Consider the following 13904-nt stretch of genomic DNA (forward strand, 5'->3'; position numbering starts at 1 on the left):
ACCTACAGTTTATTAAATATTAATACTGCCAATAATAGCCCTATCAAGCTTGATACATTTATATCAAGCAAAAGCGTAAGCTGAACGTATAAAACCCCTAAATCTACTTGAAAATCTTTTAAACCTAAGGGCCCAGGGCCATAAGACAGTATAGGTAAAGTATTCCCCAAAGAGGAACCAATTAAGCCACCTAATACAACCCCAGTAACAATAAGCAGTAATAATATCCAAGGATTACGATATCTACTCATGCTTTTCCCCCTTTTTCCCCTTCGGTGTATTACTTTAAACCTGTCGCTCTAGATAAACAAATGAAGTGACTAACACGAAAGTTATGAATTAAACTTTCGGTTATCTTAAGCGACAATTTAAGCACTACATCCTCGAAATAAATTCGGCTACAATTCAGAGGGAAAAAGACTCCCTCTAGATAAACAATCTAAGTGACCATCACAAAATCAGAGATTTTGGATGTCTACTTATGGTCATCTACTTATGAATTAAGTCTCATTTTATCAGATTGTGTTCATGCCATTCTTAAAAAGTATTTTAGCTTTTTCAAGAGTAAAGTTTGCCGTTAAGCCTATAAATATACCAGTGAAAATGCTAGCTAATATCATTATTGGTAGATATACATAGATTCTAACATTATTGATGATGAGTGCAGCTACACTTAACTGTGCCACATTATGGCCTAAAGCACCAAACACACTGACTCCAATCAAACTGAAATATCTGCTGAAAAATTTGTATACTACCCACATCAATAAAGTGCTAGCAAGAGCACCTGCCATACTATACATCATTGATGTAATTGCTCCCGATGCGATCCCAGCAATAAAACACCTTAACAAATTTACTGTTATTGCATATTTAAATCCGTAGATAACCAATGTTATCAATCCAATAATATTGGCTAGCCCCAATTTAGCACCTGGAGCAATACCAATAAAAGGGTTAGGAATAAATATTTCAATAATATGCAGTGCTAAACCTAACGAGGTTAGCATTGCCAAATGGACTAATTTTTTTGTATTCATGTTAAATCACACTTTCTATATACCAAATTGTTTACTAACCCATTAAAAGTTTATCATTAAAGGATTGAAGTTACAAGTAGAAAATAATTGATATTTGCTAATGAAGAAGCTTTATTTGTTAGAACAATGTTTTCTATAAATTAACCCTCTAGCTTTTATTGGCTAGAGGGTTAATCAATTAGTTCATAGTAATGGATTTTTTAGGGCATTTAGCTTCACAAGCGCCACACCCAATACATTTATCCGCTAGTATTTTATGTTTTCCCTTTAATTCTCCCTCAATTGCTTCAACGGGACAATGCTTTTTGCAGATCGTACAACCGACACATGTATTTTCATCTATCACTGCTTTTTTTCGCTTTTCTAGATCTCCTTCTATAGCACCTGTTGGACATTTTTCTACACATACAAAACATTGAGTACATTTATCATAATCAATAAAAGCTAAATTATTTTTAAAATCAATTGCATCAAATGGACACGCTTTAACACAGATTTGGCACGCAATACACGCAACCTCACATTTTTTTCTAACTACTTTACCAGTTTCTTTATTATTGCATGTAATAACAACAGTTTGATCATAAGGAACCATGTCAATTACATCCTTTGGACATACCTCAATACACTTACCGCAAGCTGTACATTTTTCTGGAATAATTCTAGCTATTCTTCCCTCAATAATTTCAATAGCATCAAATTGACAGGCTTTTACACAGGTTCCAAAACCTAAGCAGGAATAATTGCAGGCTTTGTCACCTCCACCTCCTACCATAGAAGCCGCCACACAGTCGTTGATTCCATGATAATCAAACTTATCTCTACATTTTTCTTTGTCTCCATTACAAATAACTTTTGCAACTTTTCTAGCTCTTTCATCTACTTCTACTCCCATAATTTCTGCCAATGCTTTTGCACAGTCAGGTCCACCAACAGGACATCCATCTACAGGAGACTTTCCCTCTGCTACAGCTTTTGCAAAACTATCACATCCTGGCAAACCACAACCTCCACAGTTTGCTCCAGGTAAAGCATCTCTTATGGCAAGGGCCCTTGGATCTATTTCAACAGCAAATTTTTGGGACGCATAGGCTAAACCTGCACCAAAAACTAATCCCAACCCACCTAAACTAATAATCGGATATATTATACTTTGAAGATTCATTTTATCACTCCTCTACACAAGTCCAGCGAATCCTAGGAAGGCCAATGACATCAAGCTTGCAGTAATAAGTGCAATTGGAAATCCTTTGAAAGCCTTAGGAACATGAGATAATTCTAACCTTTCACGAATTGCAGCGAATAAGACAATGGCTAAAGTAAATCCTAATGCTGCACCTATAGCGTGAACGATTGTTTCTATTAGATTATATTCTTGCGAAATATTTATAAGTGTTAATCCTAACACCGCACAGTTGGTAGTAATCAAAGGAAGAAATACACCTAAGGATTGATAAAGTGTAGGACTACTCTTTTGAATAACCATCTCTACAAATTGAACTAAAGAGGCAATAACTAAAATAAAAACAATGGTTTGCATATACTGTATATTTAATTCCTCTAAAATTAAAATTTGCGCTAAATAAGTTATGATTGAAGCTAAGGCCATTACAAAGGTAACCGCCATCCCCATACCAAAGGCAGTTTCAACTTGCTTTGAAACCCCTAAAAAAGGACAAATCCCTAAGAAACGAGATAAAATAAAGTTGTTTACTAAAATAGCACTAACTAAAATAATAAATAATGATGAAACGGACACATCCTACACCTCCTTATAGTTCATTTAAGTCTTTTGAAGTAATTTTATTAAACAGCGCCAACAGTAAGCCTAAAGCTAAAAACGCACCTGGAGGCATTGTCATAAATCTTGCTGGTTCGAAGCTACTCCACATAACAACATTGCCAAATATTGTACCAGCACCTAACCACTCTCTTACCATTCCTAAAATTACTAATGCACCTGTAAAGCCCAAACCCATTCCTGCTCCATCTACTAACGATCCGATAGCAGAACTTTTAGAAGCAAAGGATTCAGCTCTAGCTAAAATCAAGCAATTTACAACAATTAGAGGTATAAATATACCTAGCGCCGCATTTAAGGCTGGTAAATATGCTTTCAACAACATACCTATTACTGTTACAAAAGTAGCAATTACTACTATAAAAGAAGGAATTCTAATTTTACTTGGAATGAAATTTTTCAACAATGAAATTGCTACGTTTGAACCTACTAATACTGCAGTAGTTGCCAGACCCATTCCCAATGCATTAAACGCTGAATTGGTTACAGCTAATGTAGGACACATGCCTAATACCTGTACAAACACTGGATTATCATATATTAAACCTTTCATAAATATTCTATTTGGTTTCACAGTACTTCACCTCCTGTTATTTAACGGTTCTTCAATACCTCTTCAAATAAGCTACGAGCACTATTTACTCCTTCTACTGCAGCTTCTGAAGAAACAGTGGCACCACTAATAGCTTCAATATACTGGTCATCAGTTTCGCCGCCTTTTGTTGGAATAAATTCCGCTTCTGTAGATTTATCCAAAAACTGATTAGTAAACGATGCATCAGCTATTTTGGAACCTACTCCCGGTGTCTCAGTATGTTCACCTACTTTTACACCAGTAATTCTACCTTCACCAGATATACCCACTAGCATTTTTATCCTACCATCGTAACCTTGAGGATTTACTTGCACTGTATATCCTATGACTTCTCCATTTGATATACCTTCATATACTTCTAATATGTTTCTTCTACTAAGCATTTCTTCATCATCAATAATAGCAAAATCTTCTGCTTCTGGTAGTAAAGCTATCAAAGCTTCTCTTGTTTCCGCAAGAGCTCTTTCCTGAATAATTCCTTGGGTTAAATCATTTGTAAAACCAAGTATAAGACCTGCCACTGAAGTAATAATCAATAAAATGACACCTAACTTAATAATTTCCTTCATCTTTACTTCACCTCCCCAAATACTCTAGGGCTTGTAAATCTATCTATTAAAGGCGATGCTACGTTCATCAATAATATAGAAAACGCTACACCTTCTGGATATGATCCAAATAACCTAATTATAGAAGTCAGTAATCCACATCCAAAAGCAAAATACATTCTTCCTTTTGGTGTTACAGGAGAAGAAGCATAATCAGTAGCCATATAGATAGCACCTATCATCAATCCACCTGAGAAAACATGGTATAACATATAGGTAAAGTCAAATCCACCATATATTAGCGTTAATAATGCCACAGTACCTATATAAATGCCAGGTATCTTCCAAGAGATAACACCTTTATAAATTAGGTAAACACCGCCTAATATTAAAAGAATAGCAGATGTTTCTCCCATACTCCCTCCAATATTCCCTATAATTGTGTTAACTAATGGTGGTAAATTTGTTGGTACTGTACCTCCTGCCGTCTTCATAACTGCAAGAGGTGTCGCTGTTGTTACAGCATCTACGCCAGGAGTAATCCAATCTGTCATACGATCTGTCCATGAAAGAGTCAAAAATATTCTTCCCGCCAATGCAGGATTCATAAAGTTATGGCCTACACCGCCAAAAACTTGTTTTACAATAGCAATAGCGAAAAAAGAACCAACAACAGGCATCCACCATGCAGCAGATGCTGGTATGTTTAGTGCCAATAATAATCCTGTTACTACAGCACTGAAATCATTTATTGTTACAGGTCGTCCCATCCACTTTTGTACTCCTGCCTCCGTAACAACAGCAGTTAATACTGCTAACAATATAATAATAGCAGCATTTGTTCTAAAATAATATACAGATGCTATGGTAGCTGGTAATAAGGCTATAACAACATCTAACATGATTCTCTTTACTGTATCATCATCCAAAATGTGTGGAGAAGAAGATACAATTAGCTTTTCATCCATTGATTTCCCTCCCATTTAATTACTTTTCTTTTGCTCTCGTTTTTTAGCAATTATTTGATTTTTAGCTACTCTAATAGATGGTAGTAAAGGTCTTCTTGATGGACACACATAGGAACAAGAACCACATTCTATACAGTCTAAAGCCCTATATTTCTCAGCGTGCTCCATCCTATTAGCTAATGAATTTTCACTTATATATACTGGTTGTAAATTTGCAGGACAAATTTCAACACATCTACCACATCGAATACAGTTTAATGGATTAGGCATTTCAGCCTCTTCCTTATTAAAAACCAGTACTCCTGACGTTCCCTTGACTGCAGGTATTTCGTCATTATGTTGTGCAAACCCCATCATTGGCCCTCCTAAGATGAGTTTGCCTGGCTCCTCCACATATCCTCCGCATTGTTCAATCAACTCTTTCACTGGCGTACCAATTTTAATCAATAAATTTTTAGGCTCCTTAATAGCTTTTCCAGTCACAGTAGTGATTCGTTCAATTAACGGCATTCCAGTTTTTATAGTTTTGGCTATTTGTGCCGCAGTGCCTACATTACTCACAATTACACCTACATCCATCGGTAACCCACCTGAAGGAACTTCTTTATTGGTGATAGCGAAAATTAGTTGTTTTTCTCCACCTTGTGGATACTTTGTTTGTAATGCCGCTACTTTTATATTAGATTCTTTTTCAACAGCCTTTAACATCATATCAATAGCGTCAGGTTTGTTATTTTCAATACCTATATACCCATTTTCTACCCCCACAGCCTTCATCATTGCCTTTAATCCTAATATGATATCATCAGGGTTTTCAAGCATTAAACGGTGGTCAGCCGTTAGATATGGTTCACATTCAGCACCATTTAATATGATGGTATCCACCTTCTTTTCAGGAGGCGGAGAAAGCTTTACATGTGTAGGAAAAGTAGCTCCTCCCATACCCACAATACCAGCTTCTTTAATGATATCAATAATTTTTTTTGGCTCCAACGCTTCGATGTTACCCTTTGGTTGAATTGAGCCATCCACTTCATTTTTTCCATCTGACTCAATAACAATTGCTAAAGCTTCATTCCCAGTACCTATTGGCACATCACCAATAGCCTTAACAGTCCCAGATATACTTGCATGTACCGGAGCTGAAACAAAGCCTTTAGCTTCACCTATCTTCTGACCAATTTTCACAGCATCCCCCACTTTCACAATAGGTTCACAGGGGGCACCTATATGTTGTTGCAAAGGTATTATCACCGTAGCAGGCTCAACTGCTTTTTCAATCTTGAGTTGGGCAGTTGTCTCCTTCTCTTCAGGTGGATGAATACCTCCTCTAAAAGTAAAAAACTTCATTTGTATTTTCACCCCTTATTTAAAGTTTAAAGAACAATTAATAACAATAATGTTATGTTAATAATATAATCAAGATACTATTTGTATCTTATTATCTTGTATACTGTATATCTTGTTTTCTATATTTATACTATTGTTCTATTGTTTAGTATATCCTTCTATTATTCAATATAAAAACATGTATATCTATACAGCAAGACTGGTTGTTAAAAAGTTAATTATTATAATAACAAGATATCAAATAATATTATACAATAATTCTGTATGAATTACCATGTTATAAGGGTAAGTTTAAGAATTAACGATGTCTTTTATCTCATCAGCAACGTGCCTTTTTATCCAATCAATAACTTTAATGTCTGTTATTGGTAATCCTTGCAGTATAGCTTTAACTTCTTTGGTGTTAAAAGAAAAACTATTATTATTATAATGATGGTTGTATATATAATCAACTTCCTTTTCCATCATTAAAAGTGTAACTATAGTATCTTCTATAGATCCTAAAGGCGCCCTGTCAATATGGCTATGTTTAAAAACAACTGTTAAAATCGTGCCCATTCTTTTTTTTGACAAAATGTTAAAACTACCTTCGCATTGTAATGCAGCAGTTTTTAATAAAGAAACACCTAATCCAATTTTTCTTGTGTTTCTCGTAGTAAAAAAAGGATCCTCTACTCTTTTTAAAGTTTCCTCATCCATACCAATACCATTATCTTTTATTTCAATAGAGAATATATCTTTTGTAATATCTTCTTTAATAGTAATTTCTATTAACGTTGCCTCCGCCCTTATAGAATTCTGAGCAATATCTAATATATGTAAAGCTAATTCCTTCAACGCTACTCCTCCTAAGACTACATACTTTGTTCAAAAGTAGATGACTCAAAGTTTGATTTATAACTTTTAAGTCAGTCACTTTCACAGAGTGCAATAAAAAGTTTCTGTAATTTAAGTATGTAAATTTGACAGAATTTCACTTGCTTCTTTACTAAAGCCCTCAATAAGAAAATTACGTTCAAAAATAGTTCCTAGTCCGTGAGCATCAGAGCTAATAATTTTTTTATAATCACATAAATAAGGATGTTTCTTCGCTAATCTGATATAATCACATGTACTTGTAATTTCGACTACCTTCAAATTAAGTTCCGGTGAAATGAAACCTAAATTTGATAAAATGCTAAAACTATGTCGATCAATATGGGCTGGTATTGGAATGCCTCCAATTTTAATAACTTCGTCAATAGTTTCCTTTAAAGTTAAAGAAATAGCACTTATTAACAATTTACTATAATCTTCAACTATGTTATCTTCTTCATCATAAATATATTGATTTCCAAAAAGCTTAGTATTGTTGTTAATCTTAGGCAGAGTAACATCAAGTATCTCTTGAAATTTAGCAGCCTGCGTCAAGTTGTGAAATAATGCCAGCAGATGAACTTCTTCTTTTGTAGTTATTTCCACACCTGGAATAACAATCATATCATACTTCTCAGATACCTTTAAAAAACTTTGCAGATTTCTAGTGCTATTATGGTCGGTAATAGCAATAGCATCAAGCCCTTTTAACTGAGCCATACGTATTACATTGTTAGGAGTCATGTCATTGTCTGAACAAGGAGATAAGCCACTGTGAATATGCAAATCTACTGCCAGCATCATTATATTTGTAAGTACTTATTTATTTTAACTGCAATCTCGTATGCGCTTAATGGGCTTACTAAAAGAGGTATTCCTTCTTCATCAGCCTTTAATAAGGTAGCTTCTTCAATTTCTGCGTTCTCTGCTACAATGATACAGGATGCCTCCCCTAACGCTGCAACGGCAATAACATTCATGTTTGTCTGTATGGTAATCCAAACATCTTCTTTTTTAATATGTGCCATTACCCAGCTTAATAAATCCCCTATATAAACTCCTTTAATTATGTTACTCATATTATTTTGACCTGCAGCTACTTCTAAAAGCAATTCATTTTTTAATTGTTCTACTGTTAGCATAGTCTATCCCCTTTATCATTATTATTTTAAATTTCTAAATCAACTTAGTATGACAAAGCTGTAAGATTACTATTGACTATTAAAATCAACCGTATTTATCAATAGAAATGTTATGGATTGTAAATTACTATTTCTAATCTTGTACACTTTCCAACAGTTGATTCTATTTGAAATTCATCAGAACATCTCTTTATATTAGGTAATCCCATTCCTGCACCAAAACCTAATTCTCTGATCTTTTCTGAAGCAGTAGAGTATCCTGCCTTCATGGCTAATTCAATATTTTCAATCCCCGGGCCTCGGTCTTCAGCTATTATATTAACTTTCTCCGGATCGATATTAACTTCTATGAATCCACCTTCTGAATGTATAATAATATTCATTTCAGCTTCATATGTGGCAATTGCTATTCTTCTAAGAATTTGTGCATCGATACCTAACTGCTTTAACACCTTTTTAATGCTGCTAGACGCTTGTCCTGCTCTTGTGAAATCATCTTTTTCTATTTGATAACTTAATTTAATGGTTATCACTTCCTCCTATAAATTCTAATTAATTAAGCTATTTATGTACAATTTGTGCACCCTTTAGACCTTTCGAGTATAGAATACCGGAACTTACATACATAATATGCGGCGTAGACATAATTGCAATTTCATTTTCCTCAGCCAGCCTAATTGTATCTTCATCAGGCTTTTTACCTCGCACAAAAACCACCGCTGAAATATCCATCATTTCAGCAGTTCGAATCGTATGAGAATTTACTAATCCTGTCAAAAGTAAAGTTTTATCATCTACAAATGCAAGTACATCGCTCATTAAGTCGCAAGCAAAAGCAGTTTTCACTTCTCTTTCTAAATATTCCGTACCAGTTATAATTTCTGCTTCTAATAATTCTTTAACTTCTTTTAATGTCATTTCTTCACCTCCATATTATTTATCATTTGATGGTTTCTAACATTCTAAATAAGTTGTCTAAAAACAAGCTATGTAGCCTATATATGTTTTCTTCGTCTTCTAACAATTCTAAAGAGTGTTTAATATTGCTTTCTTGATGATGAATCATTTTTTCTACATTTTCACTTTTAGGTAATCCTTCAGGTATATTTTCGTCCTTTACCTTTTCCAATAATTGACCTACTAAAGTTTGTTGCTGTATTAGTAATTCTTTATATGTATCTAATTCACTTCGTTTATTTATAAAATTATACCATTCTTTAGCTTGTTTATCCATTATTTCAATTAAACTATTTAAGTCTTTTATTATACTTTCACTTGTTTCTTCCTTTGATTTATCATAACTAATTTTTTTTGCTGGTAAGTGAATTTCACTTATATAAGCATCAGGATAATATTCTCTTGCATAGGGAAGCTGTGTTTCTACAAACATTCTATTTGTTAATCCTAAAATATAGACTTTATATGCATTGTCAATTTTATATATTAAATGAGGCAATTTTTTTTCATTCAATTCTTCAACAAAGCTCTCTATATTCGCAGTATCAGAAACACTTGCTATTTGAATCATAAAAACTGAAAGCGGTAAAAGATCGCTTGTTGCCTGCTCTTCTAGGACACTATTATTTACTTCGCTTTCTTGGTTGAGGGCTTCTTCCTTATCACTTGACTCATTATTTAAGTCATCTGAATTTATTATTTCTTCTAATACATCCTCCTCTAGTGGTAAATCAGAATACAAAGCTGGCATTACTATTCTTTCAGTAATTCTTGAACCAAGAAAAATCGCGACTAGTGGTATAACAATTAGAAAAAGAATTATTAACGTATAATTATAATTCTTCCTAATCTTCATTGTTTTAAATCGTTTTCTTCTCATACCCATACCTCCAATTAGAATTTTATTTATAATAATATTCATCAATTTTATTGAATACTTGTCTTAATATATATATAATAGAATTAAGTGAAATTATTCCATAATTGGAGTTGATAGTATGATTAAAAATATTGTTCATCAGATTTACTTGGAAAAAATATCTCAAATTCAAAATCGCATACCTATTTCTCTAAATGTACCTACAAACAATAATACATCTTTTTCAGAAATCTTTAATCATGAAATTTCTAGTGCAGAATCATATACACATACTTCTAGCTTAAATCAATATATTAATATGGCGGCAGAAAAATATGATATTGCTCCAGAACTTATAAAATCTGTTATTAAAGTAGAATCAAACTTTAATATAAAAGCCTTATCCAAGGCGGGTGCTCAGGGTTTAATGCAATTGATGCCGTCTACAGCTAGAGAGCTTCAGGTAGTAAACCCTTGGAATCCACAACAAAATATAGAAGGTGGAACCAAATATTTGCGAAGGCTTTTAGATCAATATGAAGGTGATTTAACCTTAGCATTAGCTGCTTATAATGCTGGTCCTAGTAATGTAAATCATTATGGAGGAATCCCTCCTTTTTCAGAAACTCAGAACTATGTAAGTAAGGTATTAAAGGAATTAGGTTCATATGAGAATTCAACTCTCACTGTTTAATTAATACTTCTATTTAAAGTATTAATTAAACAGTTTTTCAACTATTATTTATCATTTTGTTTAGAAAAATTTTATTATATAACACATAAAAAAACAGGCTTAAAAGCCTGTTTTTTTATGTGCCTTTTTCTACAACCTTACTGCCGTTGAATATCTTCCATTATAATGTCCTGTATTTAGTGGAGATATTATAATTTTAGCATCACCAGGAGTTGAAGATGCATGAATAAATTCATTGTTTCCAATGTATATACCCACATGACTAATAGTAGAACTACTGCCACTATTAAAGAATACTAAATCACCTACCTGAAGTTGGTCTCTATTTATACGAGTCCCTACGTTTGCTTGATCTCGCGAAGACCTTGGCAAATTAATGCCTTTTTCTTTAAGATAATCTTTATAATAAGTATTCATAATATAATATACAAATCCTGAACAATCAAAACTATCCGGTCCAGCTGAAGCATATTTATATGGTTTTCCTAAATACTTTTCACTAACTGATTTTATACTACTAAGTGTATGTGTTCTGGTGCCAGAACGGTTTACGGGTTGTACCACATTAATCTGCAATTCAGCTTCTTCACTCTTAATCCAGCCTTCAATGAAATCCTTCGTTAAGATATTGTACCATCCATTGTCATAATTCTTTATATAGATATTATCATTTTTATTTAATGTAACAGCTATCTTACTTTGAGCGTTTGGACTTTCGTATATATTACTACTAACGGCTATTATCTTAGCTTGCGGATAATTTGGCACAGGATCTACAAAATCTGAATGAACAAAACCCTTCACCCCAGTGCTTAATTGTATTTGATACCATTCTTCATCTGTACTAAGAATAGGAACCTCTGTCCCATTAGACAATTTTGATATGATAGTGCCCTCTGTAGATGGCACAGAACGTACATTTAATACACCATCAGCATTAATAATTCCTTTTTTAAGAGCATTAGCTTTCTCATCATATTTTACGATAATATCCTTGTACATCCACCCTTTAGTGGCGTTATCCTGTAATACAACTTGATACCAATCATTTTTTGTTTCTTGTACCAACACTTCCGTTCCAATAGGTAAAGATTGTATTACTTCTCCATTAAAATCTGCTGTTGATCTTAACATTCCTTGTCCAGCTATAACAATAGCGTTATTTTCATTGGCATAGACTAAGGTTGTTGACATCATCATAATGACTAGTAGTACGTATACTACAAAAAGTGCGTTTTTCTTCTTAAGTCTTCTCATTAAACACATCCACCACCTAAAGTAAATATTGTAATTTTTCATTTAATTACATTATTCTACTTTTTTATTTAAAACCCTTCTTATTTATGGAAATAATTTCGACTTATGTTAAAATTTTATTCGGTTTTCAATATATATTAGTGTTGGAAATATATTATTGTTACCATATGTAAAAAAAAGATAAATCATACGTTTCTTAAAAAACCATATGATTTATCTAATATCTAACGATTTTGTTTATACTTAGCCTCTAATTTTTCAAGGACTTCTTTTGCATATTCTTGCGCCCCAAATAAGGACATATCTCTATAATTACCACATTGAATTGGATTAACAGCAGGTATTTCTTTAGCTTTAAGCACCTTCTTTAATGTATTGATTAAAGCGGAAGCTATTACCTCTTCCGTACTATCACCTAATTTAATAAGATAAAACCCCGTTCGGCAGCCCATAGGGGAGATATCAATAATATCTGATAATTCTTCTCTTATATATCCTGCTAAAAGATGTTCAATTGCATGTATAGCGGAAGTCGGCATGGAATCTACATTAGGCTGTGTAAATCTTAGATCATATTTTGTTATTACATCACCCTTAGGTGTGTTTATATGTCCACATTTTCTAACAAAAGGTGCATTTACCTTTGTATGGTCCATTGTAAAGCTTTCAACAACAATCTTCAAGTCAAACTCTCCTTTCTTAACAATCAATTTCTTCACTTCCATAGGCGGCCAAACTTCTTCTTTATTTCTCTTTGCCGATTTAAAGTTAGTAGTTCGTCCACTATATATTTACCATCTTCAAATACTAAAACGTCTCCTTCTTTAGAAGAAGATGGGATCATGCTTATTGTCGATGTGCAGAAACTCTCCTTCTTTTTCTAAAACAACGATATTTCCTTCGAAACGGTCTAGAATCATCAAAATAATTCCTCCTAATGATAGGAAAGTTAAATTATCATGTCTAAGTTTCCTTCAAATGATAATACACTTGCTGCACATCATCATTGTCCTCAAGCATATCAATTAGTTTATCCATCTTTTTAACGTCTTCATTCTGTAGTCCCATCTCTGTTTGAGGAATGTACATAATGTCTGCTTGAATGAATTGGTAGCCTTCTTTATGAATGTTTATCATAATTCAGTTGTAACATTTTCCATGGTTTATAGATAGTATATCATCATTCACATAAGTGAATCAAGGTTTTAGCAATAGTGTGCTTTCTTAAATTTATTACTCCTACTATTCAATGCGTTGCATTACTCCTTCTAGTATCGCTATATCGGCTCAAAAAGATTATAAGTCACTTATAATGCCCTTTTGTTTATTCAGCTAAGCTTGATTTTATATAGATAGTTCTTCTTCAACCAAATCTTTAAAGAAGAATATCCCTTCTATAACGTTTATGAATGTTATTCCATTATCACCTTTGATGCTGTATGCTTTTCCATTACTATATGCAGTTTTTTCATTTGAACTTATGACAAAAGTATCTCCATCTTTTAAATAAAATACAAGTTCAATTAAAGGCTCTTTTTCTTCTGGCGTTCCCAGTTTATATGTTAGTAAATTAATCATATTGATAGCCTTCTCTATCTCCTCCTTTTCTGTAAACTTTCGTGCATTAATATCTAATCTATTATCAGAAATTTCTACATAAGCAATATCTTCTAATTTGGGAACGCCTAGCAATGGGATACCGTTCATGAAAAAATATCCAATACTTATAATTGTCGACGATATCATTATTGGAATAAGATAATATAAAAATTTGTTAATACTAATCTTTTTCATCAAATCTCTCCTATTCACCCCTATGGTTCTTTATAAATTATCTT

The 13904-nt window shown here is 33.1% G+C and carries 21 protein-coding genes; 1 reads left to right on the top strand and 20 read right to left on the bottom strand.

What is annotated here, in order from left to right; translation table 11 throughout:
- Positions 1–2: 2 nt before the first annotated feature.
- The 14 genes from CHB72_RS10225 to CHB72_RS10290 form a co-directional block, all read right to left on the bottom strand.
- Positions 3–251 carry a DUF4321 domain-containing protein gene (locus CHB72_RS10225; RefSeq protein WP_089282794.1) on the bottom strand — a complete coding sequence of 83 codons (249 nt, stop codon included), beginning with the start codon at positions 249–251 and terminating at the stop codon, positions 3–5.
- Between the two features lie 264 nt (positions 252–515).
- Positions 516–1040 carry a Gx transporter family protein gene (locus CHB72_RS10230; RefSeq protein WP_089282795.1) on the bottom strand — a complete coding sequence of 175 codons (525 nt, stop codon included), beginning with the start codon at positions 1038–1040 and terminating at the stop codon, positions 516–518.
- Positions 1041–1218: 178 nt separating this feature from the next.
- Positions 1219–2205, bottom strand: coding sequence for an RnfABCDGE type electron transport complex subunit B (locus tag CHB72_RS10235; RefSeq protein ID WP_089282796.1), 987 nt, complete (start codon positions 2203–2205; stop codon positions 1219–1221).
- A 12-nt stretch (positions 2206–2217) separates the two neighbouring features.
- Positions 2218–2799, bottom strand: a complete 582-nt coding sequence (rsxA, locus tag CHB72_RS10240; RefSeq protein ID WP_089282797.1) for an electron transport complex subunit RsxA — start codon at positions 2797–2799, stop codon at positions 2218–2220.
- A 13-nt stretch (positions 2800–2812) separates the two neighbouring features.
- Entirely contained in the window at positions 2813–3394 is a 582-nt protein-coding gene (gene rsxE, locus CHB72_RS10245) for an electron transport complex subunit RsxE (protein WP_408606564.1), read from the bottom strand.
- A gap of 41 nt (positions 3395–3435) precedes the next feature.
- The gene (locus CHB72_RS10250) at positions 3436–4005 is read right to left on the bottom strand and encodes an RnfABCDGE type electron transport complex subunit G (RefSeq protein ID WP_089282799.1); all 570 of its coding nucleotides are present in this window, start codon (positions 4003–4005) and stop codon (positions 3436–3438) included.
- Positions 4006–4007: 2 nt separating this feature from the next.
- On the bottom strand, positions 4008–4952 hold the full coding sequence (locus tag CHB72_RS10255; RefSeq protein ID WP_089282800.1) for an RnfABCDGE type electron transport complex subunit D: 945 nt from the start codon (positions 4950–4952) through the stop codon (positions 4008–4010).
- 15 nt (positions 4953–4967) lie between these two features.
- Positions 4968–6302 (bottom strand): electron transport complex subunit RsxC, encoded by a 1335-nt coding sequence (gene rsxC, locus CHB72_RS10260; RefSeq protein WP_176431310.1) that lies wholly within the window; start codon positions 6300–6302, stop codon positions 4968–4970.
- Between the two features lie 291 nt (positions 6303–6593).
- Positions 6594–7139: an ATP-binding protein gene (locus CHB72_RS10265; RefSeq protein ID WP_089282801.1), complete on the bottom strand. Its 546-nt coding sequence runs from the start codon at positions 7137–7139 to the stop codon at positions 6594–6596.
- A gap of 111 nt (positions 7140–7250) precedes the next feature.
- Positions 7251–7961, bottom strand: a complete 711-nt coding sequence (locus tag CHB72_RS10270) for a PHP domain-containing protein (protein ID WP_089282802.1) — start codon at positions 7959–7961, stop codon at positions 7251–7253.
- Positions 7961–8299, bottom strand: a complete 339-nt coding sequence (locus tag CHB72_RS10275) for a DRTGG domain-containing protein (protein WP_089282803.1) — start codon at positions 8297–8299, stop codon at positions 7961–7963. The genes CHB72_RS10270 and CHB72_RS10275 overlap by 1 nt, the downstream gene beginning before the upstream one ends.
- 110 nt (positions 8300–8409) lie before the next feature.
- Positions 8410–8832, bottom strand: a complete 423-nt coding sequence (locus tag CHB72_RS10280; RefSeq protein WP_242975096.1) for an ATP-binding protein — start codon at positions 8830–8832, stop codon at positions 8410–8412.
- Between the two features lie 28 nt (positions 8833–8860).
- On the bottom strand, positions 8861–9217 hold the full coding sequence (locus tag CHB72_RS10285) for a DRTGG domain-containing protein (protein ID WP_089282804.1): 357 nt from the start codon (positions 9215–9217) through the stop codon (positions 8861–8863).
- 22 nt (positions 9218–9239) lie between these two features.
- Positions 9240–10136 (bottom strand): hypothetical protein, encoded by an 897-nt coding sequence (locus CHB72_RS10290; protein WP_089282805.1) that lies wholly within the window; start codon positions 10134–10136, stop codon positions 9240–9242.
- Positions 10137–10254: 118 nt separating this feature from the next.
- Between CHB72_RS10290 and CHB72_RS10295 the strand changes: the two genes are divergently transcribed.
- Entirely contained in the window at positions 10255–10809 is a 555-nt protein-coding gene (locus CHB72_RS10295) for a lytic transglycosylase domain-containing protein (protein ID WP_089282806.1), read from the top strand.
- Positions 10810–10938: 129 nt separating this feature from the next.
- Here the strand turns inward: CHB72_RS10295 and CHB72_RS10300 are convergent, their stop codons facing one another.
- From CHB72_RS10300 to CHB72_RS10320, 6 genes are all read right to left on the bottom strand, one after another.
- Positions 10939–12066, bottom strand: a complete 1128-nt coding sequence (locus CHB72_RS10300) for a C40 family peptidase (protein WP_176431312.1) — start codon at positions 12064–12066, stop codon at positions 10939–10941.
- A 224-nt stretch (positions 12067–12290) separates the two neighbouring features.
- Complete coding sequence (locus tag CHB72_RS10305) at positions 12291–12791, bottom strand: S-ribosylhomocysteine lyase (RefSeq protein ID WP_089282808.1); 501 nt, start codon at positions 12789–12791, stop codon at positions 12291–12293.
- Positions 12782–12910, bottom strand: a complete 129-nt coding sequence (locus CHB72_RS28265) for a DUF3006 domain-containing protein (RefSeq protein ID WP_089282809.1) — start codon at positions 12908–12910, stop codon at positions 12782–12784. The genes CHB72_RS10305 and CHB72_RS28265 overlap by 10 nt, the downstream gene beginning before the upstream one ends.
- Positions 12891–12989 (bottom strand): DUF3006 domain-containing protein, encoded by a 99-nt coding sequence (locus CHB72_RS27330; protein ID WP_242975097.1) that lies wholly within the window; start codon positions 12987–12989, stop codon positions 12891–12893. The genes CHB72_RS28265 and CHB72_RS27330 overlap by 20 nt, the downstream gene beginning before the upstream one ends.
- A 40-nt stretch (positions 12990–13029) precedes the next feature.
- Positions 13030–13203: a YebC/PmpR family DNA-binding transcriptional regulator gene (locus CHB72_RS10315; RefSeq protein ID WP_089282810.1), complete on the bottom strand. Its 174-nt coding sequence runs from the start codon at positions 13201–13203 to the stop codon at positions 13030–13032.
- A gap of 207 nt (positions 13204–13410) precedes the next feature.
- Positions 13411–13860, bottom strand: a complete 450-nt coding sequence (locus CHB72_RS10320; RefSeq protein ID WP_089282811.1) for a hypothetical protein — start codon at positions 13858–13860, stop codon at positions 13411–13413.
- Between the last annotated feature and the right edge of the window lie 44 nt (positions 13861–13904).

It is taken from the genome of Anaerovirgula multivorans (assembly GCF_900188145.1).
Taxonomy (GTDB): domain Bacteria; phylum Bacillota; class Clostridia; order Peptostreptococcales; family Natronincolaceae; genus Anaerovirgula; species Anaerovirgula multivorans.